Annotated in this window: 18 protein-coding genes; 11 read left to right on the top strand and 7 right to left on the bottom strand. The window is 61.1% G+C overall.

All coding sequences use genetic code 11. The annotated features are described in order from the left end of the window. Window position 1: 1 nt before the first annotated feature. The 7 genes from sdhA (at window position 2) to BS300_RS17305 (ending at window position 9,646) form a co-directional block, all read left to right on the top strand. Entirely contained in the window at window positions 2-1,768 is a 1,767-nt protein-coding gene (gene sdhA / locus BS300_RS17335; protein WP_041210305.1) for a succinate dehydrogenase flavoprotein subunit, read from the top strand. 16 nt (window positions 1,769-1,784) lie between these two features. After that, on the top strand, window positions 1,785-2,501 hold the full coding sequence (locus tag BS300_RS17330; RefSeq protein WP_041210304.1) for a succinate dehydrogenase iron-sulfur subunit: 717 nt from the start codon (window positions 1,785-1,787) through the stop codon (window positions 2,499-2,501). Between the two features lie 113 nt (window positions 2,502-2,614). Next, window positions 2,615-5,425, top strand: coding sequence for a 2-oxoglutarate dehydrogenase E1 component (sucA, locus tag BS300_RS17325; protein ID WP_041210303.1), 2,811 nt, complete (start codon window positions 2,615-2,617; stop codon window positions 5,423-5,425). Between the two features lie 33 nt (window positions 5,426-5,458). After that, window positions 5,459-6,646 carry a 2-oxoglutarate dehydrogenase complex dihydrolipoyllysine-residue succinyltransferase gene (odhB, locus tag BS300_RS17320; protein WP_033116131.1) on the top strand — a complete coding sequence of 396 codons (1,188 nt, stop codon included), beginning with the start codon at window positions 5,459-5,461 and terminating at the stop codon, window positions 6,644-6,646. 104 nt (window positions 6,647-6,750) lie between these two features. Further along, entirely contained in the window at window positions 6,751-7,917 is a 1,167-nt protein-coding gene (gene sucC / locus BS300_RS17315; RefSeq protein WP_005346090.1) for an ADP-forming succinate--CoA ligase subunit beta, read from the top strand. Then, window positions 7,917-8,789, top strand: coding sequence for a succinate--CoA ligase subunit alpha (gene sucD, locus BS300_RS17310; protein ID WP_005346088.1), 873 nt, complete (start codon window positions 7,917-7,919; stop codon window positions 8,787-8,789). The genes sucC and sucD overlap by 1 nt, the downstream gene beginning before the upstream one ends. Window positions 8,790-9,043: 254 nt before the next feature. Beyond that, window positions 9,044-9,646 (top strand): PIN domain-containing protein, encoded by a 603-nt coding sequence (locus BS300_RS17305; RefSeq protein WP_071914261.1) that lies wholly within the window; start codon window positions 9,044-9,046, stop codon window positions 9,644-9,646. Between the two features lie 95 nt (window positions 9,647-9,741). On the opposite strand, the gene BS300_RS17300 is transcribed toward BS300_RS17305, so the two are convergent. Then, complete coding sequence (locus BS300_RS17300) at window positions 9,742-10,440, bottom strand: SDR family NAD(P)-dependent oxidoreductase (protein ID WP_071914259.1); 699 nt, start codon at window positions 10,438-10,440, stop codon at window positions 9,742-9,744. 445 nt (window positions 10,441-10,885) lie between these two features. Continuing rightward, window positions 10,886-12,826 (bottom strand): amidohydrolase family protein, encoded by a 1,941-nt coding sequence (locus BS300_RS17295; RefSeq protein ID WP_071914256.1) that lies wholly within the window; start codon window positions 12,824-12,826, stop codon window positions 10,886-10,888. Between the two features lie 225 nt (window positions 12,827-13,051). Between BS300_RS17295 and BS300_RS17290 the strand changes: the two genes are divergently transcribed. Further along, complete coding sequence (locus BS300_RS17290; RefSeq protein WP_239693840.1) at window positions 13,052-13,771, top strand: TetR/AcrR family transcriptional regulator; 720 nt, start codon at window positions 13,052-13,054, stop codon at window positions 13,769-13,771. Between the two features lie 367 nt (window positions 13,772-14,138). Here the strand turns inward: BS300_RS17290 and BS300_RS17285 are convergent, their stop codons facing one another. From BS300_RS17285 to phnR, 5 genes are all read right to left on the bottom strand, one after another. Beyond that, the gene (locus BS300_RS17285; RefSeq protein ID WP_071914254.1) at window positions 14,139-15,545 is read right to left on the bottom strand and encodes an FAD-dependent oxidoreductase; all 1,407 of its coding nucleotides are present in this window, start codon (window positions 15,543-15,545) and stop codon (window positions 14,139-14,141) included. Window positions 15,546-15,563: 18 nt separating this feature from the next. After that, window positions 15,564-17,300: a putative 2-aminoethylphosphonate ABC transporter permease subunit gene (locus BS300_RS17280; protein WP_071914252.1), complete on the bottom strand. Its 1,737-nt coding sequence runs from the start codon at window positions 17,298-17,300 to the stop codon at window positions 15,564-15,566. Beyond that, complete coding sequence (locus BS300_RS17275) at window positions 17,297-18,391, bottom strand: putative 2-aminoethylphosphonate ABC transporter ATP-binding protein (protein ID WP_071914250.1); 1,095 nt, start codon at window positions 18,389-18,391, stop codon at window positions 17,297-17,299. Before BS300_RS17275 ends, BS300_RS17280 begins: the two co-directional genes overlap by 4 nt. Window positions 18,392-18,652: 261 nt before the next feature. Beyond that, window positions 18,653-19,672 (bottom strand): putative 2-aminoethylphosphonate ABC transporter substrate-binding protein, encoded by a 1,020-nt coding sequence (locus BS300_RS17270; RefSeq protein WP_071914248.1) that lies wholly within the window; start codon window positions 19,670-19,672, stop codon window positions 18,653-18,655. A gap of 120 nt (window positions 19,673-19,792) precedes the next feature. Further along, window positions 19,793-20,500, bottom strand: coding sequence for a phosphonate utilization transcriptional regulator PhnR (gene phnR / locus BS300_RS17265; RefSeq protein ID WP_071914246.1), 708 nt, complete (start codon window positions 20,498-20,500; stop codon window positions 19,793-19,795). 253 nt (window positions 20,501-20,753) lie between these two features. Between phnR and phnW the strand changes: the two genes are divergently transcribed. Genes phnW through phnX form a run of 3 tightly spaced genes read left to right on the top strand, consistent with a single transcriptional unit; the run spans window position 20,754 to window position 24,164 of the window. Continuing rightward, window positions 20,754-21,896, top strand: a complete 1,143-nt coding sequence (gene phnW, locus BS300_RS17260) for a 2-aminoethylphosphonate--pyruvate transaminase (protein WP_071914244.1) — start codon at window positions 20,754-20,756, stop codon at window positions 21,894-21,896. Further along, window positions 21,893-23,332, top strand: coding sequence for an aspartate aminotransferase family protein (locus BS300_RS17255; protein ID WP_071914242.1), 1,440 nt, complete (start codon window positions 21,893-21,895; stop codon window positions 23,330-23,332). The genes phnW and BS300_RS17255 overlap by 4 nt, the downstream gene beginning before the upstream one ends. Beyond that, window positions 23,325-24,164: a phosphonoacetaldehyde hydrolase gene (gene phnX / locus BS300_RS17250; protein ID WP_071914240.1), complete on the top strand. Its 840-nt coding sequence runs from the start codon at window positions 23,325-23,327 to the stop codon at window positions 24,162-24,164. Before BS300_RS17255 ends, phnX begins: the two co-directional genes overlap by 8 nt. Window positions 24,165-24,183 lie beyond the last annotated feature (19 nt).

Raw genomic sequence — 24,183 nt, 5'->3', positions numbered from 1 at the left:
GGTGACTATTCCAACTCGTGAATTTGATGCGGTCGTGATTGGTGCCGGTGGTGCCGGCATGCGCGCCGCGCTGCAGATTGCCCAGTCCGGCAAGAGCTGCGCTCTGTTGTCCAAGGTCTTCCCGACCCGTTCTCACACTGTCTCCGCCCAGGGCGGCATCACGGTTGCGCTGGGCAATGCCCACGACGACAACTGGCAGTGGCACATGTATGACACAGTAAAAGGCTCCGATTACATCGGTGATCAGGAAGCCATCGAGTACATGTGCAAGACCGGCCCCGAAGCCATCTATGAGCTGGAGAACATGGGCTTGCCCTTCTCCCGTTTCGACAACGGCACTGTCTACCAGCGTCCGTTTGGCGGTCAGTCCAAGAATTTCGGTGGCGAGCAGGCTGCCCGTACCGCGGCTGCTGCCGACCGTACCGGCCACGCCCTGCTGCACACCCTCTATCAGCAGAACGTCAAGAACAAGACCACCGTCTTCTCCGAGTGGTATGCGCTGGATCTGGTGAAGAACCAGGATGGCCATGTGGTGGGTTGTACCGCCATCGATATGGAGAGCGGTGAGGTCGTCTACTTCAAGGCCAAGGCTACTGTGCTGGCCACCGGCGGCGCCGGTCGCATCTACCAGTCCACCACCAACGCCCACATCAACACCGGTGACGGTGTCGGCATGGCGCTGCGCGCCGGGGTCGGCGTGCAGGACATGGAGATGTGGCAGTTCCACCCGACCGGCATCGCCGGGGCAGGGGTGCTGGTGACCGAAGGTTGCCGCGGTGAAGGCGGCTATCTGCTCAATAAAGATGGCGAGCGCTTCATGGAGCGTTATGCCCCCAACGCCAAGGATCTGGCCGGTCGCGACGTGGTGGCCCGCTCCATCATGATCGAGATCCGCGAAGGACGTGGCTGCGACGGTCCCTGGGGCCCGCACATCAAACTCAAGCTGGATCACCTCGGCAAAGAGGTGCTGGAATCCCGTCTGCCGGGCATCTGCGAGCTCTCTCGCACCTTCGCCCACGTGGACCCGGTCAAAGAGCCGATTCCGATTATTCCGACCTGTCACTACATGATGGGCGGCGTGCCGACCAACGTGAATGGCCAGTGTCTGACCCAGGACAAGAACGGCAACGACGTGCCGGTGGTCGGTCTGTTTGCGGTGGGCGAAATTGCCTGCGTCTCGGTGCACGGTGCCAACCGTCTGGGCGGCAACTCCCTGCTGGATCTGGTGGTGTTCGGCCGTGCTGCCGGCATGCATCTGGTCAACACCCTGGGCGAGATGGATCACGGCCGCGATGCCTCCGAGTCGGATCTGGATGCCGCACTGGCCCGCTTCAACCGCTGGGAAAATACCCGCAACGGCGAAGACCCGGTGCAGATCCGCAAAGACCTGCAGCGCTGCATGCAGAACAACTTCTCCGTATTCCGCGAAGGTGCGGCGATGGCAGAAGGGCTGGCCGAGCTCAAGGTTATCCGCGAGCGCCTCAAGTCAGCCCGTCTGGATGACACCTCCAAAGAGTTCAACACCCAGCGCATCGAGTGTCTGGAGCTGGACAACCTGATGGAGACGGCGTTTGCCACGGCGGTTGCAGCCAACTTCCGTACCGAGAGTCGCGGTGCTCACTGCCGCTTCGACTTCCCGGATCGCGACGATGAGAACTGGCTGTGCCACAGCCTCTATCATCCGGACACCGAGTCCATGACCCGTCGCGCTGTCAACATGTCACCCAAGACCCGTGAGGCGTTCCCGCCCAAGGTCCGGACTTACTGATTGCGGAGCCAGCCCTATGAACGTCACTTTCTCTGTCTACAGATACAATCCGGATGTTGATAACGTCCCCCATATGAAGGAATATCGTCTTGATATTCCTGAAGGTTCCGACATGATGGTGCTCGATGCACTGATCCAGTTGAAAGAGCTGGATCCCACACTCGCCTTCCGCCGCTCCTGCCGCGAAGGGGTCTGTGGATCTGACGGCATCAACATGAATGGCAAGAACGGTCTTGCCTGCATCACCCCGCTTTCCGATCTGCTGAAGAAGGGCAATAACGTGGTTATCCGCCCCTTGCCCGGCCTGCCGGTGATCCGGGATCTGGTGATCGACATGACCCAGTTCTACACCCAGTGGGAGAAGGTCAAACCCTTCCTCATCAATGAAGACAAATTGCCGCCCGTGCGTGAGCACCTGCAATCCCCCGAAGAGCGCGCCAAGCTGGATGGCCTGTACGAGTGCATTCTCTGTGCCTGCTGCTCCACTTCGTGCCCCTCCTTCTGGTGGAACCCCGACAAGTTCATCGGTCCGGCCGGGCTGCTTGCCGCCTATCGCTGGCTGGCTGACAGCCGCGACACCGCGACCACCGAGCGACTGGGTAATCTGGATGACGCCTTCAGCGTGTTCCGTTGCCACGGCATCATGAACTGCGTGAACGTCTGTCCGAAAGGCTTGAACCCGACCAAGGCGATTGGCCAGATCAAGTCGATGTTGCTCAATCGGGCTGTTTAGTATTCGGGCCGGCCAAGGTCGGCCCTGCTTCCGGACAGCATCCCACCCGTGGCAGGATGGCTGTTTGAACCCTACAAGCTGCGTAGCAGTAACAAGAAGTACAAGGGATAGAAATGCATAACGGCGTGATGAAGGCCTGGTTGGAGTCATCTCACCTGGCTGGTGCGAATGCAAGCTACATTGAGGATTTGTACGAATCCTTCCTGGAAAATCCTGACTCCGTATCCGATGAGTGGCGCAGCCTGTTTAGCGAGCTGCCCCAGGTCAATGGCCATGCGGTTGAACAACCCCACTCCCAGGTCCGCGATTATTTCCGTCGTCTGGCCAAGGATCCCTCCCGTTACAGCGCGCCTGTCTCCGATCCGCAAGTGGATGCCAAGCAGGTGCGGGTACTGCAACTGATCAACGCGTTCCGTTTCCGTGGTCACCAGAATGCCAATCTGGACCCGCTCGGTCTGTGGCAGCGCGATACCGTCGCCGAACTGGATCCGGCATTCCACAACCTGCAGGGCGCAGACATGGAGGCCACCTTCAATGTGGGCTCCTACGCCATCGGTCGCGAGACCATGGTGCTCTCCGATCTCTACGCCTCGCTTAAGAAGACCTATTGCGGCTCCATCGGCGCCGACTACATGCACCTCACCTCGACCGAGGAGAAGCGCTGGCTGCAACAGCGTCTCGAATCCATTGAAGGGAAGGGGAGTTACACCCTCGAGGAGAAGACCCGTTTCCTCGACAACCTGACCGCCGCCGAAGGGCTGGAAAAATATCTGGGTGCCAAGTTCCCGGGGGCCAAGCGCTTCTCGCTGGAAGGTGGCGACGCCATGATCCCTATGCTCAAAGAGCTGATCCGTCGCGCCGGTGAGCAGGGCTGCAAAGAGGCCGTTATCGGTATGGCCCACCGCGGTCGTCTCAACGTACTGATCAACGTGCTGGGCAAACGCGCTCAGGACCTGTTCGACGAGTTTGCCGGCAAGCACGGCGAATCCTGGGGCACGGGCGACGTGAAGTACCACATGGGCTTCTCCTCCGACTTCGCCACCCCGGGCGGCAACGTCCATCTGGCGCTCGCCTTCAACCCGTCTCACCTCGAGATCGTCAACCCTGTAGTCATCGGCTCGGTCCGTGCCCGCATGGATCGTCGCGGTGACAAGGATGGTTCCAGCGTGCTGCCCATCACCATCCACGGTGACTCGGCCATGGCCGGTCAGGGCGTGGTGGCCGAGACCTTCAACATGTCTCTGACCCGTGCCTATGGCGTGGGCGGGACGGTGCGCATCGTCATCAACAACCAGGTCGGTTTCACCACCTCCTATCACCGTGACCTGCGCTCCACCGAATATTGCACCGACATCGCCAAGGCGGTGCAGGCGCCGGTGCTGCACGTCAACGGTGACGATCCGGAAGCCGTGGTGCTGGTGACCCAGATTGCGCTGGATTATCGCAACACCTTCAAGCGCGACGTGGTGATCGAGCTGGTTTGCTACCGTCGTCACGGTCACAACGAGGCCGACGAGCCGAACGCGACCCAGCCCTTGATGTACCAGAAGATCAAGCAGCACCCGACCCCGCGCAAGATCTACGCCGATCAGCTGGTGGCCGAGGGGAGCATTGCCCAGGAGCAGGCGACCACTCTGGTCAACGAGTATCGCGAAGCGCTGGATCGCGGCGAGCGGGTGAGCAAGGAGTGGCGGCCGATGGAGCTGCACTCTGTCGACTGGACCCCTTATCTTGGCCACGACTGGAACATGGCCTATGACAGCACAGTGCCGATGGATCACCTCAAAGCCCTCGGCGAGCGGGTGAGCCAGTATCCGGCTACCCACGTGCTGCAGCGTCAGGTCGAGAAGATTTACGAAGACCGTCGTCTGATGGCTGCCGGCGAGAAGCTGGTGGATTGGGGCTTTGCCGAGACCCTGGCCTACGCCACTCTGGTGGATAAGGGTTCCCGCATCCGCTTTACCGGTGAAGACTCCGGCCGTGGCACCTTCTTCCACCGCCACGCCGTGCTGCACAACCAGACCGATGCCAGCACCTACACCCCGCTGTGCAACCTGCACGACGAGCAGGGTCCGTTCGAGATTTACGACTCGGTACTGACCGAGAACGCGGTACTGGCCTTTGAATATGGCTACGCCAGCGCCGAGCCGGCCGGCCTCACCATCTGGGAAGCCCAGTTCGGTGACTTCGCCAACTGCGCTCAGGTGGTGGTCGACCAGTTCCTCTCCTCCGGTGAGCAGAAGTGGGGCCGGATGTGCGGCCTGACCATGCTGCTGCCGCACGGTTACGAGGGGCAGGGGCCGGAGCACTCCTCCGCCCGTCTGGAGCGTTATCTGCAGATGTGCGCCCAACACAACATGCAGGTGTGCGTCCCCTCTACCCCGGCTCAGGTATTCCACATGTTGCGCCGTCAGGTCGTGCGCCCGATGCGCCGTCCGCTTATCGTGATGACGCCCAAATCCCTGCTGCGCCATCCGCTGGCGGTGAGCAAGCTCGAAGATCTGGCGGAAGGCACCTTCCAGAACGCCATTGGCGAGATCGACGCGCTGGATCCGAAAGCGGTCAAGCGGGTGGTCTTCTGCTCCGGTAAGGTCTATTACGACCTGCTCGAAGCCCGTCGCAAGGCGGAGCAGAAGGATGTGGCGATCGTGCGGATCGAACAGCTCTACCCCTTCCCGGAAGAGGAAGTGCGCGCCATTCTGGCCGATTACAGCCACGTCACCGATTTTGTCTGGTGTCAGGAAGAGCCGCAAAACCAGGGCGCCTGGTACTGCACCCGTCACAACTACGATGAGGTGCTGCCGACCGGAGCCACCCTGCGTTATGCCGGTCGTCCGGCGTCCGCCTCACCGGCGGTTGGTTACATGTCCGTCCACGCCAAGCAGCAGAAAGCCTTGGTGGAAGATGCCCTTACTCTGGCCTAAGCCCTGAACAAGAAGTAACAAGGAACTGATTAGATGACTATCGAGATCAAGGTACCGGACCTGCCGGAATCAGTGGCGGATGCCACCATTGCCACCTGGCACAAGAAGCCGGGTGATCTGGTTGCCCGTGATGAAGTGCTGGTCGACATCGAAACCGACAAGGTGGTGCTGGAAGTGCCGGCACCGCAAGCTGGCGTGCTGGGCGACATCCTGCAGGCAGAGGGGGCAACCGTCCTCTCCCGCCAGCTGATCGCCACCATCAAGGCGGCAGCCGTAGCCGGTGAAGAGACCAAGGAGAAGCCGGCCGAAGCAGTTGCCGATGATGGCGCCGATGGCCTGAGCCCCTCGGTGCGCCGTCTGATTGGCGAGCACGACATCGACGTGGCCAAGCTGACCGGCACTGGCAAGGGTGGTCGCATCACCAAGGATGATGTGGAAGCCTACATCAAGGCGCTGAGCAAGCCTGCCGCAGCCGCTCCGGTGGCTGCTGCGCCGGTCGCACCGGTTGCCGCACTGGCCGGTCGCAGCGAGAAGCGGGTGCCGATGACCCGTCTGCGCAAGCGCATCGCCGAGCGTCTGCTGGAAGCGAAAAACACCACCGCCATGCTGACCACCTTCAACGAGGTCAACATGAAGCCCATCATGGATCTGCGCAAGCAGTACGGCGAGATCTTCGAGAAGAAGCACGGCATCAAGCTCGGCTTCATGTCCTTCTACGTGAAGGCGGTAGTGGAGTCCCTCAAGCGCTATCCGGAAGTGAACGCCGGGCTGGATGGTGACGACATCGTCTACCACAACTACTTCGACGTCAGCATCGCCGTCTCCACCCCCCGTGGTCTGGTGACCCCGGTGCTGCGCGATTGCGACAACATGAGCCTGGCCGACATCGAGAAGGCCATCAAGGATCTGGCGGGCAAGGGCCGCGACGGCAAACTGACCGTGGATGAGCTGACTGGCGGCAACTTCACCATCACCAACGGTGGTGTGTTCGGCTCCCTGATGTCCACCCCGATCATCAACCCGCCCCAGAGCGCCATTCTGGGCATGCACAAGATCCAGGATCGCCCGATGGCCGTTGACGGCAAGGTCGAGATCCTGCCGATGATGTACCTGGCCCTCTCCTACGATCACCGTCTCATCGACGGGCGCGAATCGGTAGGCTTCCTGGTCTCCGTCAAGGAGCTGCTGGAAGATCCGACCCGCCTGCTGCTGGACGTCTGAGCAACCAACTGAAAGATAACGAGGGGCCCCCGAGGCCCCCACTCACAGGGGATTGAGAAACACGAGCCCCGGACGGAAATACCTACAACACGGATAGAGCATCTATGAATCTGCATGAATATCAGGCAAAACAGCTGTTTGCCGAGTATGGCCTGCCGGTCTCCGAAGGTTATGCCTGTGCTACCCCGCAGGAAGCGGCCGAAGCAGCCGACAAGATTGGCGGCAATACCTGGGTGGTGAAATGCCAGGTACACGCCGGTGGCCGCGGTAAAGCGGGCGGCGTGAAAGTGGCCAAGAGCAAGGATGAGATCCGTGCCTTCGCCCAGAACTGGCTGGGCAAGAATCTGGTGACCTACCAGACTGACGCCAACGGCCAGCCGGTCACCAAGATCCTGGTTGAATCCTGCACCGACATCGCCAAAGAGCTCTACCTGGGCGCCGTGGTTGACCGTGGCTCCCGTCGCGTGGTCTTCATGGCCTCTACCGAAGGTGGCGTGGACATCGAGAAGATCGCCCACGAAACCCCCCATCTGATCCACAAGGCCACCCTGGACCCGCTGGTTGGCCCGCAGCCCTATCAGGCCCGCGAGCTGGCCTTCAAACTGGGTCTGGTCGGCGATCAGATCAAACAGTTCACCAAGATCTTCATGGGTCTGGGCCAGATGTTCCTGGATTGTGACTTCGCGCTGCTGGAGATCAACCCGCTGGTGATCACCGCGCAGGGCAACCTGCACTGCCTGGATGGCAAGATCAACATCGACGCCAACGCGCTGTACCGTCAGCCCAAGCTGCGCGAGATGCACGATCCGTCTCAGGATGACCCCCGCGAAGCGCACGCTGCCCAGTGGGAGCTGAACTACGTGGCCCTCGATGGCAACATCGGCTGCATGGTCAACGGCGCGGGTCTGGCCATGGGCACCATGGACATCGTCAACCTGCACGGCGGCAAGCCGGCCAACTTCCTTGACGTCGGCGGCGGCGCCACCAAGGAGCGCGTGACCGAGGCGTTCAAGATCATCCTCTCCGACAGCAACGTCAAAGCGGTGCTGGTCAATATCTTCGGCGGCATCGTGCGCTGCGACATGATCGCGGAAGGCATCATCGGTGCGGTCAAGGAAGTGGGGGTCAAGGTGCCCGTCGTGGTCCGTCTGGAAGGCAACAACGCCGAGCTGGGTGGTATCAAGCTGGCCGAAAGCGGCCTCAACATCATTGCGGCCAAGAGTCTGACCGATGCCGCGCAGCAAGTCGTCAAAGCAGCGGAGGCCAACTGATGAGCGTACTGATCAACAAGGACACCCGAGTCATCTGCCAGGGTTTCACCGGCGGTCAGGGTACTTTCCACTCCGAGCAGGCGCTCTCCTACGGCACCCAGCTGGTCGGCGGCGTCTCCCCGGGCAAGGGCGGCACCACCCATCTGGGCCTGCCGGTGTTCAACACCGTCCGTGACGCAGTCGAAGCGACCGGCGCCACCGCCACCGTCATCTATGTGCCGGCACCGTTCTGCAAGGATGCGATCCTGGAAGCGATCGACGCGGGCATCAAGCTCATCGTCACCATCACCGAAGGCATCCCGACGCTGGATATGCTGGACGTCAAAGTGAAGCTGCAAGAGACCGGCGTGCGGATGATCGGCCCCAACTGCCCGGGTGTGATCACTCCGGGTGAGTGCAAGATCGGCATCATGCCTGGCCACATTCACAAGCCGGGCAAGGTGGGCATCGTCTCCCGCTCCGGCACCCTGACCTACGAAGCGGTCAAGCAGACCACTGACGAGGGCTTTGGCCAGTCCACCTGCGTCGGTATCGGTGGCGACCCCATCCCGGGCTCCAACTTTATCGACATTCTGGAGATGTTCCAGAACGACCCGCAGACCGAAGCGATCGTGATGATCGGCGAGATCGGCGGCAACGCCGAGGAAGACGCGGCCGCCTATATCAAGGCCCACGTCACCAAGCCGGTGGTCTCCTATATCGCCGGTGTTACCGCGCCTCCCGGCAAGCGGATGGGCCACGCTGGCGCCATCATCTCCGGTGGCAAGGGTACCGCCGCCGAGAAGTTTGCTGCGCTGGAAGATGCTGGCGTGAAAACCGTCCGCTCTCTGGCCGATATCGGCAAGGCCCTGCGTGAAGTGACCGGCTGGTAATTCCTGCTAGCCCGTTATCTCTAATAAAATGCCGCCCAATGGGCGGCTTTTTAATGGGTTCTAAGTGTAGTGTTTCACAAAAATAGAACTGTGAGTTGTATAGCTTCGTGTTTGGTCTATTCATCGCTAAAGACATATGGCATATTGGGGTGAGATACAGATTTATATTAACTATTTTTGTGTGGTATGCCTTGAATCAAGAGTGAGGAATGAAACTCAGAGGTAAGCCACAGAATAAATGCTAAGGCATTCATATGCGAACAAATTACGTTCTAGTCGACTTTGAAAGTGTTCAACCGGAAAGATTAATTGTTCTAAATAAAGAGTGCTTTAAATTATTTGTCTTTGTAGGTGCAAACCAGTCAAAGCTTTCTTTCGAAACGGTATCAGTAATTCAACAGCTGGGTGATAGAGCTCAGTATATCAAGATAGCAGGCACAGGTCCTAATGCACTGGATTTTCATATCGCATACTATATTGGACAGCTTGCATCATCTGATCCTGAAGGCTTCTTTCATATAATATCTAAAGACAAGGGATTTGATCCGTTAATTCAGCACCTCAAAGATAATAAAATTTTTGCTGCTAGAGTGAGTAATGTGCTGGATATTCCAATTATAAAAAACCAGAATGCAAAAACTCCAATGGAGCGTAAGTCGGTCGTCATTAATAAACTTCGACAACTAAAAACATCAAGGCCAAGCACTCTTGCGACTTTAAATAGTACCATCTCATCACTTTTTCAGAAAAAACTAACTGAACAGGAAATCGGAAATATTGTTGACAGTTTGGTATCAGAGGGATTTATTGTAGTTAATGGGGTGAAGATTTCATACTTAAAGGAATTGATTATTTAATGATTTATAATGGGTGGCCTAAGGTTTGAGCAACTACCAACTTGTTGATTGGTAGGTTTTGTGAAAGCTTAACCTGTTACTTTTTCACATTCTCTTTACCAAGGCAGCTTACCTGTCTCCAAGCAGATAAAATCCCGTGTATTAAAATCATTGCCTTCTATCATTTCAACCAACTTATTTGCTGACTGCTCTGGTGTCAGTGTTGCATCAGCAGGAGCCATTTTGGTAAGTAATGCTCCTGGGTGAACAGAGATAACTTTTATGCCCATGCTCTCCAGATCATCAGCCATACACAGTGACAGCATGTTTTGAGCTGCCTTTGCTATGCGATAGGAGAAAGAGCATTTTACTCCTTTGGCTGCGCCTGCCGCTTGCATATTTAATGAGCCTCTCCTTGAACTGATATTTACGATCAAGGATGGGGGTAATACATTTTGATTACTCAATACGGCATTAACGGTTGATAGCGCACCGACACAGTGGGTCTTAAATTCATAAACCAGCTGGTCGCCGGTGCTATGCCTTGTATCGATCCCCGGGGTGCCAGCAGAGCCTGCATTATTTATGACGATATCTACAGCTCTGTCTTGGATAAAACAAAATAGCTGTTCTTCATAATTTTCATGGGTGACATCGGTTATCAGCACAGAGACGGCAGGGTAGAGAGTAGTGAGCATGTCACAAGCGCTGGTGGTTCTGACCACGGCGTAAACCTGATATCCGCGCTCGTAAAATGTCTGAACCAGCGCTAACCCCAATCCTCTGCTCGCTCCGGTTATCAACACTGTTTTCATCACTCAACCCATCCAGCCACATTGTTATTGAACGCCAATCCTCGGTTTCGAATAACGAGGCGTATTCAGACGATCGGGGGGTTAGTATGCCACAGCCTTCGCCTGCGGCCAGAATCGAGTAACCCCAGATTGTTACGCTGTTGCAACCAAGTTGGCTAATGCTGTTGCGCTGGTGAATCAATCCTGCCGCCGCTTGGGGCAACCCGCTGGCCATGCTGGTTGCCAATCCCCCTCCGATTTGGGTTAAAGGGCCAAGCCGAACTCGGGTTTGCTCCCGCTTATTGACCCTTGCGAAGCGTTCCTCGCAATCCGTTCTGACTATCACGCCGCCCCATAAAAATGCCGACCCAAAGGTCGGCATGTTGTTTTTAAGAGGCGCAGATCTGGTTGCATTCGCTCAGATCGCCGCTGACCAGATGCTCACCCTCGCCATTGCGCCTGAACCCTATTGGCTAAAGACCGTCTGCCCGCGAAAGACGGTGCGGGTGACTTTGGTATCGGCGATCTGCTCCGGTTTGCCGGCGGCGACCAGCTGGTAGAGATCCCGATCCAGCACGATAAAGTCGGCCGATTTGCCCGCTTCGATGGAGCCGCAGATAGCCTGCTGGCGCACCGCACGGGCGCCGTTGATGGTGTAGGCATCCAGCATCTGGTCGAGGGTGATGCGCTGGCTCGCCCGAAAGTCATCGCCGCTTTGGGGAGCGTGGTTGACCCCGGCGGCCATATTGGCGAAGGGGCGCGGATCGCGGCTATCGACCGGCGCATCGCTGCCGGCCACCAGAATGGCCCCCGCCTTGCGCGAGCTGGCCACCGGATAGAGCGCCTGCTTGAGATACCCCTTGGGATCGTACATCGCCTCGTGCAGGGATTGCCCCTTGCGGGTCGGCTGGATAAAGGGGGTGACCAGCATGTCGTATTCGGGCTGGGGGTTGGTCCAGGCGTAGGTGAAGGTGAGGTAGAGGCCAAGCTGGCCGAGCCGCTGCTGATCGTCCGGATGAACCACCTGCAGATGGGCGAGGGTGTGGGGAGTGCCGTGATCGCCGTTGCTGGCGCGGGCCGCCTCCAGCGCATCGAGGGCCATGCGGGTGGTGCGATCGCCGATGCTGTGCATATGGATGCTAAAGTCCGCCTTGTCGAGCGCCCCCACGTAGCGGTTCAGATCGGCGGCGCGGTAGTTGACCAGCCCCTTGCTGCCGGCATCCTCGCTGTTGGCGGTGATGGTGACCTGTTCGCCACCCTGATCCGCGGCGAGGTGGGGGGTCTGGTAGTTGGTCAGCATGCCGGCGTTGGGCAGGAAGGGGGGCGTGCTGAAAGGATCCCCCTCCAGTACCCCGTCGAGGAAGATCTTGACCGCATCGGCCTTGATCAGCGGATCGCCGGCAAACTGGTCGCGCACCCGGCTGGCCTTGGCCAGATGGCCGCCGATATCGAGCTTGCCGCTGTAGTCATCCTCGTGAAAACAGGTGGCGGCGGTGACCCGCATATTGAGCAGCCCCTTCTCTTCCATCTCCTGCAGGCGATCGCGGATAAAGTCGGTGGCGCAGGCATCCTGAATGCTGGTGATGCCGCGCGAGGCCATCAGGGTCGAGACGGCGGGCAGGATCTGGCGATACTGGTTCGCCGCCTGCTCGTCACGGGCGCTGAGCAGGCCGCTGTCGGGGGAAGGGATGGCGCTGCGGGCCCCCTCGCGAATAACGCCACTATCGAGATCCACATAGGGTTTGAAGGAGGCAAAGAGGCCGCCCGGCGCCAGGGTGGCGGCGGTGAAGCCAACCTGTTTGCCGCTTTTATCGGTCGCCTGTGCCAGTGCCCGCGAGTTGTAGGCGCTGGCGTGGCCATCGACCCCGGCCAGCACCACCGGATTGTCGGGGGCGGCAGCATCGAGAGCCGCCAGCACGGTTTTATAGGCGGCGGTGGGGGCGTTGCCCTCGTAGGGAGACCATTGGTTGATCACCAGCCAGTCGCCAGATTTGGGGGCGTAGCGGGGCAGGCAGCTTTTCACCTTGGCCGCCAGCTCGCCGAGATCGACCGACTTGCCGTCGAGATCGCACATATCGAGGGCCACCGTGCCCAGCAGGTGGATATGGTTGTCGTGCAGCCCCGGCAGCACCATCTTGCCTTGCAAGTCGACCACCTGGGTGTCGGGAGTGCTGAGTGCCTCGGCCCCCTGCCGGTTGCCCACATAGAGGAATTGGCCGCCGCTCACCACCATGGCCTCTGCCACCTGGCGCTGACCATCCTGAGTGTGGATCTTGCCGTTGAGATAAAGAGTGCGTGCGGCGGTGGGCGGCTGCCCCTGCTGGCAACCCGCCAGCGTGGCGGCCAGCAGCGGGGCGAGCAGCAAAAAAGTGCGGGAACGGGCGTGATGTGGTGCCTTGCAATCCATGCAGTGATCTCCTTGAGGGTCGGGTTTTGTGCAGTGTTTACTGCACATTTCGCGATCTCTTTATGGCTGCCTGGTCAAAAAATGCCAGCGATTGCTGCAAATATTTAACGTTTTGTTTACCATGTCACATCAATCGGTGGCGAGTGGGGCGCAGTACCCGCTTTGCTGAGGTAGCAAGATCTACCGCCAGAGCGCCTGCCGATGGGCCAACAACAGGGAGGAGTGATGTCAGAGGAGTCCGTGACCGAGGGGCCGTTACCCCAAGTGTTTGCCATGCGCCGCCAACCCAAACAGCAGCGCAGTCAGGCGGTGGCCAGCCGCATCGAGGAGGCGACCCTGAGCCTGTTGCAGGAGCAGGGCTTTACTGCTCTCAATACCAACGCCATTGCCGATCGGGCGGGGGTGGGGATCAAGTCGCTCTACCATCTCTATCCCAACAAGGAGGCGATCATCGGCCGCCTCGCCATGGGGTGGCTGGCGGCGGTCTGCGAGGCGCAGGAGCAGATCCGCATTCAGGCGACCAGCTGGCCGCAGGCGCTGGTGCTGCTCGACGAGGCACTGGAGGCGCTGGAGCGCCGCTTTGTCGGCTATGGCGCCCTCTGGCATGCGATGGATCTTATCCCCGAGCTGCATGCGCTGGAGCAGCAGCACGAGCGGGGCCAGATTGACTTCTGGTCATCCCTGTTGCGTGACTTTGGCTGCCGCTGGCCGGAGCCCGAACTCACGACGCTGGTGCGCTACTTCTATCGCACTGCCGATGTTACCAAGCAGTGCACCCGGAGCGATGGGGATCTCGGCCAGCAGATGTGGCTGCTGCACCGCCACTGGAGCGAGCAGCTGATCGCCGCCGCCATTGCCGAGCCCGACCCCGAGCGGGTGTGGCAGGCAAGGCCAGCGTTGCTGCTGGGTACGGAAGTACCGGCGGCCGACAAGTGGCGGCGATAAAGCGCGCACAAGCGTAGCGGGTTGGCGCTCTTTGTCCTGATCGGCGTGGCTCTCTCTGGCGCGATATCACAGCAAGGCGGCGCCGTATCAACCTGATTGTTGCGCCAGTGGGATGATGTTTCTTAATGGTGTTTCATTGATGAAACAATACTGCTGACGGCAGGTTGGGCACCGTGTGTGCCGCACCTTGTCTATGCCCTCCGACCCGGGCAATGCAGCGCGGAGCTGATTGCAGGTTTTCGCCGCTCGGGATCAGCAGGCGCGCTGATGGCTGACGGTGCCAATAGCAAAGCGCCGACCCGAGAGTCGGCGCTTTGCTTGTTGCAGTCAGATGGAACTGAGCCGTGCGGAATTGGTATTACCGCGCTTACTTGTCTGCCTTGCCAGCGGCATCGGCAAGTTTGGCCAGCTGTTTGTCATACCAGGCCACCGGGCGGTTCTCATCTTCCGCCCGCTCCTTGCGCCGGATGGCGTTGCGCACCGCCATGGCGCCCAGCCAGCGAAAGGGTTCGGGCGGAAAATAGCCGCGCGGGCCGCTGACCAGCGCGCAGTCCCGCCACGGCTTGTCCGCTTCCCGTACTTCATCGCGCACCAAGGCCGCCAGGATCTGGCCGCCAAGCCAGCTCTGGGCCACCCCGTTGCCGGAGTAGCCGAGGCCATAGACGATATTGGGCTGCCCTCGCCAGTGGCCGAAGAAGGGGAGGCCATTTACCGAGCGGTCGGAGGCGCCGCACCAGCTGGCAGCGATGGGCACCTCTTTGAGCGCCGGAAAGAAGCGGCGCAGGGTGCGGGTGAGGGGGGCAAGATAACGGCTCGGCGCATCGAATTCGGCCAGATGGCGGTTGGCAAAGGCGAAGGTGTTGCCCCCCTTGCCCAGCATCAGCCGCCCTTGCGGGGTGGAGCGGTAGTAGTGGACGAAGGTGCGGCCATCCACCACGGAGCGGCCGTGCGCAAGCTGCTGGGCGGCCAGTGCATCCGGCGCGGGGTCGGTGATCACCATATCGGAGGAGACCAGCACTATACTGCGGCGAAACTCGCGAAAGTGCTGCACCATGGCGCTGTTGAGGGCCAGTACCACCTTGCGGGCACGCACCTCACCTTGCGGCGTTTGCACCCGCGCAGGCTGGCCCGCCTCAAGGCGCTGCATGGGAGAGTGCTCATAGACCTCGACCCCCAGCTCCCGCGCCACCCGCAGCAGGCCACGCACCAACAGTGCCGGTTGTACCGAACCGGCGTGGGGGCTGTAGAGCCCCTCCAGATGAACGTGGGAGCCGCTCAGGCTTGCCAGTTCACCCTCTTCAATCGCCTGCCACTGGTTAAGGTCGGCTTGCTTGAGTTCCCGCAATACCGGCTCCATCAGGCCGCGCTGCGCCTCGCTGGTGGCGGTGTAGCAGGTGCCCTCGACCCTCAGCTGTGCCTCTATGTTGTGCGTTTCGCAGAAGCGGGCGATCTCGTGTACCGCCTGCTCGGATCTTTGCACCAGCCAGGCGGCCTGCTGCTTGCCAAAGAGGCGCTTTAACGTCAGATATTTGGCTGACCAGGTGAGCAAACAGCCGCCGTTGCGCCCGGAGGCGCCGCTGCCGCAGCGATCTTTCTCCAGCACCATGACGTGCAGGTGGGGCTCGGCCTGTTTAAGGGCGATGGCGCTCCACAGCCCGGTAAAGCCGCCACCGACGATGCAGATATCGGCCTCGTGGTGGCCGACCAGGGGGATGGGTGGCGCGGGCTGTTCGGCGGCGAGCGCTTCGGCCAGCCAGAAGGGGAGAGTGGACATGATGACTCCTCGATAAGGTTATGGGTGGCGCCAGCGCTGGGTGCGATCCAGCAAGGCGCGGCTCAAAAAGAGCTGGAGCAGCTTGATGGTGGCGGCGGCCAGCAGGATCAGGGTGGCCATGGCGGCGGCCGCGGCGGTATCGCCGGAATCTTCCATATTGAGCACGGCGATGGAGGCGAGCACGCTGTCGCTCGAATAGAGGAAGATCACCGCCGAGGTGGTGGTCATGGCGTTGACGAACAGATAGATAAAGATCTCCAAGAGCGCTGGCAGGGAGGCGGGCAGGGTGATTCGCCAGAACGCCTTCCAGAGTGGAATGCGCAATGAGATGGCCACCAGCTCCAGCTCCTTGGGCAGTTGCTTGAGGCTGGTGAGCGCCGTCATATGGCCCACTGTGTAGTAGTGGATGACGCAGGAGAGCACCATCAGCGGCAGAGTGCCATAGAGGCTGCCAAAGAGCGGATTGCCGTTGAAAAAGAAGATGTAACCCAGCCCCAGCACCATGCCGGGTACCGCCAGCGACAGCATGGCGAGCAGATGCAGCAGCTGGCGCAGCGGCGCGAAGTGGCGCCCCTTCTCCTGCGCCCAGGCCAGCACCATCACCAGCACGGTGCCGATCAGCGCGGTATAGAGGCCCAGCTGCAGGGTGTTGGTAAAGGGCTGCCAGCCATAGACGCTGTTGCTGTCAAAGGCGTAGTGATCCAGCGTCAGCCCGAGGTTGTAGGGCCAGAACTGTACCAGCGAGCCGTAAACGGCCATCCCCACCAGCGCCAGAAACAGCAGGGCCCACAGCGAACACCAGCCGAGCGCCAGCAGATCCCGCAGCCGATGGGGTTTGGGCTGATAGGGCATCGCCTTGGTGCTGCTCTGCTCCTGCATCTTGCTGCGCACTCTGTGCTCCAGCGCAAAGCTCAAGAGCGCCGGCAGCAGCAGGGTGACGCTGGCAACGGCGCCCAGCGAGAAGTTCTGCATCCCGATCACCTGTCGGTAGATATCGGTAGCCAGCACGCTGTACTGGCCACCAATCACCTTGGCCACCCCGAAGTCGCAGATGGTGAGGGTGAAGACGGCGATGGCGGCGCTGAGCAGGCCATAACGGGCGGTAGGCAGGGTGACGGTGACAAAGGTGCGCCAGCCGCTGCTGCCCAGCACCCGGGAGGCTTCATAGAGGCGGGCATCGCTCTGACCGAGCGCCGTGATAAGGATCATCAGGGCGTGGGGGAAGCACCAGAAGCCCAGACCAATGACGATACCGATGGGGCCGTAGATGCTCTCGCCGCCGAGCAGCCCCTTGGCGATCCCCTGATTGCCAAACCAGTAGACCAGACTGATGGCGGGCAGCAGGGAGGGCATCAATAGCGGGATAAGGCCGATGAGGCGAAACAGGGGCTTGCCCGGCATGCAGGTGCGGGTGAGGGCATAGGCATAGCCAAAGGCGATGGTCACCACCAGCGCGGTGATCAGCACTCCGAGCCAGAGGGTGTTGCCGATGGTGCGCCCCAGATGAGGGGAGTCGAAGTAGGCGCTGAAGTTGGCAAGGCCTATCCAGAGGCCGTTCTCATCCTGCAGGCTCTTTTGCAGCATGGTGAGCAGCGGCAGCAGCAGACCGCCGCTGAGCAGTGCGATGCCGAGCACCAGCAGGAACAGCTGCAGCAGCTGATCCCGGCTCCAGCCGCGACAGAGCCGCTGCCAGCGGGATTCTGGCCGGACTGTCGCTGTCGGCAACAGGGAGGAGGTCGCAAGGGGGGCTGTCATGGGCGCTCTCCTTCAAACAGCTGCATCGCTCCGGCGGGCCAGTGCAGCGAGCAGCGCATGCCGCTGCGCCAGCCGCCCTGTTCGTGACGGGGCAGCTCGTGGGTCGGGCGCTCCACCAAGATCTGCTGCGGGCCCAGATAGGTGTCGGCGGTGCAGATAAGGCGCTGGGCGGCGCCGAGAAACTCCACCTGATCGATGGTTGCTTCAATGCCATGTTGCCCAAGAGACGGCTCGCCCGGCGCGCTCAGGGTGATCGCCTCGGGGCGGATCGCCACCTGCAATTTGCTGCCGGCGGCGGCCCGGTTGGCAAGTGTCAGCGGCTGCTCGTTGAGGCGCACCTGAGTGGGGCTCAGCACCAGGGTGTCGAGGAAGTTCATGGTGCCGACAAAGCTTGCCACGAAACGGCTGGCAGGCTGGTGGTAGATCTCCTGCGGGGTGCCCACCTGTACGATGCGGCCGCCTTCCATCACCACGATGCGATCGGCCATGGTCAGCGCCTCTTCCTGATCGTGGGTCACCATGATGGTGGTGATGCCAAGGCGCTGCTGCAGGGCGCGGATCTCGCTGCGAAGGTGGGTGCGCACCAGCGCATCCAGCGCGCTGAGCGGTTCGTCCAGCAGCAACAGACCGGGGGAGAGGGCGAGCGCCCGGGCCAGCGCCACCCGCTGCTGCTGGCCGCCGGAGATCTGGCTCGGGTATTTGTGGGACTGGGCAGTGAGATCCACCAGCCCCAGCCAGTGATCGACCCGCTCCTTGATGAGATCCCGCGCCAGCCCCTGATTCTCAAGGCCGAAGGCGATGTTCTGCGCCACCGTCAGGTTGGGGAAGAGGGCATAGGACTGAAACACGATGCCAAAATCGCGCTGCTGGGGCGGCAGCCGGGAGATATTGCGCCCCCCTTGCCAGATCTCGCCGCTGTCCGGCAGATCCAGCCCGGCGATGGCTCTGAGCAAGGTGGTCTTGCCGCAGCCGGAGGGGCCGAGAAAGCAGATAAACTCCCCCGGCTCAATGGTCAGAGAGATCCCCTTGAGGGCCTGAAAAGCACCGAACTGCTTGTTGAGATGTTGAATGTCCAGATAGGGCTGGGTCATGGTTCGACTCGCTACTGATTTGGTATATACCAGTTTGCGGGTGAAGTGTGACGGTCAGGTGATCGGGGGATGACAGCTTGATGACAGTCAGATGACGGCGGTACGCCAGCAAGTGGCTTGGCACCGTGCGGATGGGTGAGGCGTCGCTAATTGAAGGCAATACAAACTCGGGAAGTTAAAAAGGCCAACACCTGTTGGCCTTCGACTGGCAGTTTATTGGTGGTTGTGTGTGGGGTGTGAACAAACCGCCGCCCTTCACGCTTACTGCTTGGCTTCGGTCTTGCCGTCGAAGCTGGCGCTCCACTGGGCCAGGATGGTGTTGCGCTCGCGGGCAGCCCAGCCAAAGTCGTTGTCGATCATCTGGCCCTTGATGTTGGCGGGATAGCCGGCTCTGGGCTTGGCCACATCCGGAATGGCGACCACTGCGAACGACTTGTTGTAGAGGGCGTTGGCCTGTTCGGTGGCGGCAAAGTCGAGCAGCTGTTTGGCGGCCTCCAGCCTGGGGGTACCCTTGATGATGGCGGCTGCTTCCATATCCCAGCCCGAACCCTCTTTCGGGAATACCACCTCGATGGGGGCACCCTTGGCCTTGAGGCTGGTGGCCGGGAAGTCAAAGGAGATCCCGATCACCGTCTCGCCGCTGGCGGCCAGCTTGCAGGGGGCGGAGCCCGAGTGGGTGTAACGGTCGATGTTCTGGTGCAGGCCGTTCATAAATTGCCAGCCTTGCTTTTCGCCCATGGTCTGCAGCCAGCCAGCAACGCTCAGGTAACCGGTGCCGGAGGAGCTGGGGTTGGGCATGATCACCTTGCCCTTGTAGATGGGCTTGGTGAGGTCGGCCCAGCTGGTGGGGGCCGGGATCCCCTGTTTTTCCGCCTCTACCTTGTTGAAGCAGATGGCACTGAAGAAGGCGTCCAGACCGATCCAGTGCGGCTCGGCCTTGCTGTCGCGAAAGCGGCTGTCGAGCTTATCCAGCCCTTTCGGTGCATAGGCATTGAGCATCTGCTGCTGATCGAGCTGCATCAGGCTGGTAGCCGCCAGTCCCCATACCACATCCGCTTTGGGCTGGGCTTTTTCTGCCAGCAAGCGGGCGGTGACCACGCCGGTGGAGTCACGCACCCACTTGATGTTGATGTCCGGATGCTGGCGCTCGAACGCGGTTTTCAGCTCGCTGAGCTGCTCCGGTTCGAAGGCGGTGTAGACGGTGAGATCGGTCGCGGCCAGTGCCGGGGCTGTCGTGGCAGCCAGCACGGCGGCGGCCAGCAGATGGGTTCCCTGTTTCATCCTCTTCTCCAGTTAAATTGGTTTGGTATAAACCAGATTGGTCGAGAGAGAGGCTAGGGGATCTTTATGACGTGACCGTGACAGCCCCGTGACGTTTTGCCGTTCCTGATTTGTCTGTGACTAATCCCGGGTATCCACCTCGATCTCCAGACTGTCGTGACGCCAGTACTCCAGATCGAAGTCGAGCACCCGACCGTGCTGATCGAAGTTGAGTCGCTCGAGGCGCAGGGCGGGCAGACCGGCGGTGGCCCCCAGCGCCTTGGCCACCTCGTCCGGCAGGGCGGTGGGGAAGAAGCGCACCTGCATGCGGGCGTAGTGGAGATCGTAATGGGCCTGGTAGATCTCGGTCAGGCTGCCGTTGAGATCCAGCTCAAGCAGTCCCGGTACCCGCTCTGGCAGGCAGTGGTTCTCACAGTAGCAGATGGCACGCCCGTTGGCGTAGCGCAGCCGTTTTAGCAGAAACAGGCTGTCGAACGGCTTGAGCTGCAGTTGCGCCATCAACGCGGGCGGTACTGCCTGGCGGCTTTTCTCCAGTAGCTCGGTGCGCGGCTCGCCCCCTTGCTCGCGTACTATCTGGTGAAAGTTGGAGGTGCGTCTGGGGTTCAAGCGAAAGCGCGGCGGGGTGACAAACCAGCCGCGGCGATCCTCCCGATAGATAAGGCCGTTTGCCTCCAGCTGTACCAGTGCCTCGCGGATGGTGACTCTTGTGGTGCCATAGAGTTCCCCCAGCAGCCGCTCGGAGGGGAGCTTGTCGTTGGGGGCCAGCCCCCCCGCCAGGATCTGGTTGGCGAGGGCATCCTTGATCTGCAGATATTGCGGTTTGCTCATGAAAATCCCCGGTTGTGCAATGAGTTGGGCAATCGGCTGGGCACAGGGCAGGTCATTTGCCCGGAGGTTAAACGGCGACATCAACATGTGTTGGTAGATACCAGAATCGCCCCTGCTGTTCAGACTTCCTAGATTATCGCGATCCCGGCGCTGAAAATGAATTTTTTGTTGCACGTAGTGCCACCCCTTTGACCTTGGCGGGGCAGTTACCCACAATGCGCTCATTCTGGTATATACCAAAAGGAGCGAAGTCATGACCCATATTCCTGCGGCCCCTGCCGCCGTCGATTACCTGCTGCTGACCCCGGGCCCCCTCTCGACCACAGCCACGGTGCGCGCCGCCATGCTGCAAGACAGCTGTACTTGGGATGCGGACTACAACCAGGGTGTGGTGGAGCCCATCCGCCGCGAGCTGGTGCGGCTCGCCACTGGCCCTGAATATGAAAGTGACTACAGCGCCGTGCTGCTGCAAGGGAGTGGCAGCTATGTGGTGGAGAGCGTGCTGGGCTCGGCGATAGGTAGCGATGAGTGTCTGCTGATCATCAACAACGGCGCCTACGGTGCCCGCATGGGGGAGATGGCCCGCTGCCTTGGCCTGCGTCACCACGAGCTCGACTGCGGCGAGACAACCCGCCCCGAACCCGCCGCCATCGAGGCGATGCTGGCGCGCCACCCCGAGATCACCCACTTGGCCATGGTGCACTGCGAGACCACCACCGGCATGCTCAACCCGCTCGACGAGGTGGCCGAGCTCTGCCAGCGCCGCGGCATTCGCCTTATCGTCGATGCCATGAGCAGCTTTGGCGGTATCCCCATCGACATGGGGCGCCTTGGCATCGAGTTTCTCATCAGCTCGGCCAACAAGTGCATTCAAGGGGTGCCGGGCTTTGGCTTCGTCATCGCTCGCCGCGCCGCGCTCACGGCCTGCGCCGGTCGTGCTCGCTCGGTCTCCCTCGACCTGCATGCCCAGTGGCAGACCATGGAGCAGCAGGGGGGCAAGTGGCGCTTTACCTCGCCCACCCATACCGTACTCGCCTTTGCTCAGGCGCTGCGCGAGCTGGATGAAGAGGGGGGCATTGCCGCCCGCCATCGGCGCTATAGCGAGAACCAGCGCACCCTGGTGGCGGGGATGGCTGAGCTGGGCTTTGCGCCGCTGCTGCCAGAAAAATGGCAATCCCCCATCATCACCGCCTTCTACTCTCCGACCCACCCTGACTACCGCTTCGCCGACTTCTACCAGCGGCTCAAGGCGCAGGGCTTTGTCATCTATCCGGGCAAGGTCTCCCAAGCCGATTGTTTCCGTATCGGCAATATCGGTGATGTGACCCCTGAGCGGGTGCGCGATCTGCTCGCCGCCATGGCCAGCGCCTGCTACTGGCAAGGGGACGCGCGATGATCAGTATGCTGGCTCAGAGTCGTGATCTGCGTGGCCGCGATTTGCATGACCATAAGCTGCACGGCAGCGGCCGCGCCGACAGCGAAGGGGATATCAACCTCGGCGAGGGGCGGGCGCGCTGGTGGGCAGGTCAGAGCGAAGAGGTACAGGCCGGATTGGCGGAGGATAGCCGCTACTTTCTCCATCAGGCCCTCTCCACCCCCTGTCTGGATCTGATTGAGGGGGCGCAGGGGAGCTGGTTGACCAGCGTATCGGGCAAGCGTTACCTCGATTTTCACGGCAACAGCGTCCATCAGCTGGGCCACGGTCACCCCAGGGTGGTGGCCGCGGTGCAGCGGCAACTCGCCGATCTGCCGTTCGCGCCCCGCCGCTGCACCCATCAGGTCGCTATCGACTGCGCCCGCACCCTGGCCGAGCTGGCCCCCGGCGATCTTAACCGGGTGCTGTTCGCTCCCGGTGGCAGCGAGGTGGTGGGGATTGCCCTGAAGCTTGCCCGCTTTATCACCGGCAACAGCAAGGTGGTGTCCCTGTGGGATGCCTTTCACGGCGCCTCCCTCGATGCCATCTCGGTCGGTGGCGAGGCCTGTTTTCGCGCCGGCATGGGCCCCTTGATGGCCGGGGTGGAGCGCATCCCGCCGCCCACCCGCTATCGCGGTGTCTGGTATCGCGGGGAGGGGGATGACCTGCACTACGCCGATTATCTGGAGTACGTCATCGAGAAGGAGGGAGGGATCGGCGCCTTTATCGCCGAGCCCATCCGCAACACCGATGTGCAGGTGCCCTCGAAGGCCTACTGGCAGCGGGTGCGGGAGATCTGCGATCGCCACAAGGTGCTGCTGATCGCCGACGAGATCCCGAATGCCCTGGGTCGCACCGGCCATTGGTTCAGTTTCGAGGAATTCGGCATCGAGCCCGACATCATCTGTCTGGGCAAGGGGTTGGGGGGCGGGGTGGTGCCGTTTGCCGCGCTCATCACCCGCGACCGTTTCAATCAGGCCGCAGCTATTTCGCTCGGTCACTACACCCACGAGAAGAGCCCTATCGGCTGCGCGGCGGCCCTCGCGACCATCGCTACCATCCGCGAAGAGGGATTGCTGGCAAAAGCGCAGGAGGATGGCGGTTTTATGGCGGCCGAGCTCGGCAAGTTGGCTAAGCGTCACCCGCTGATCGGGCAGGTGCGCGGTATCGGTATGCTCTGGGCGCTCGATCTGGTGGTCGATCATCAGAGTCGCACCCGCAATAGCCAGGCCGCCGAGCGGCTGCTCTACCGCTGTCTGGAGCTGGGGCTCAGCTTCAAGGTCTCTCAGGGGAACGTCATCCAGCTCTCGCCACCGCTCAATATCGCTCGTGCCGATCTGGTGCGCGCCATCGCCATTCTCGATCGCGCCCTCGGCGAGATCGCACTTTCACCGAAACAGGAACATCACCATGACTGACTTGCAGATTGCTGTAGACCCGACCACCGACGTAGAGGCGCTGATCCTCGACTGGGCCGGTACCGTCGTCGATTTCGGCTCCTTCGCCCCCACCTCCATCTTCGTCGAGGCCTTCGCCCGCGCCTATGACTTCCCCGTGACCCTGGACGAAGCGCGCCAGCCCATGGGGTTGGGCAAGTGGGATCATATCGCCGCGCTGGGCCGTCTGCCCTCGGTGGATGCGCGCTGGCAGACTCGCTTCGGCCACCCCATGAGCCATGCCGAGGTGGACCACATTTATCACACCTTTATGCCGCTGCAGATTGCCGCGGTGACCCGCTTTGCAGACCCGATCCCCGGTGTGCTGCCGGTGCTGGACGCTCTGCGGGTGCAGGGGATGAAAATCGGTTCCTGCTCCGGTTACCCCCGTCCGGTGATGGCGGCGCTGGTACCTGCTGCGGCCGATCACGGCTATCGCCCGGATCACTGGGTCGCCACCGATGACCTCAAAGCCGGTGGTCGCCCCGGCCCCTGGATGGCGCTGGCCAACGTAATTGAGCTGGGAGTGAGTGCGGTGCATCGCTGCATCAAGGTGGATGACGCCGTGCCGGGTATCAGCGAAGGGCTTAACGCGGGCATGTGGACGGTGGGATTGTCGGTTTCCGGTAACGAATTTGGCGCCACCTGGGACGAGTTTGTCGCCATGAGCGAGGCGGAGATCGCCGCCCGGCGCGCACCGGCCGAGGCCAAACTGCGGGCGGCGGGGGCGCACTATGTGATCGACACTCTGGCGGATATCGCCCCGGTTATCGCCGATATCAACCGCCGCCTGGCCGCTGGCGAGCGGCCTTAAGCGGGTGTCGAGATAAACC

Origin of the sequence: Aeromonas sp. SCS5, from assembly GCF_001887375.1 — a bacterium.
GTDB classification, from domain to species: Bacteria; Pseudomonadota; Gammaproteobacteria; order Enterobacterales; family Aeromonadaceae; genus Aeromonas; species Aeromonas jandaei.
This window is presented reverse-complemented; position numbering and strand designations above follow the sequence as displayed.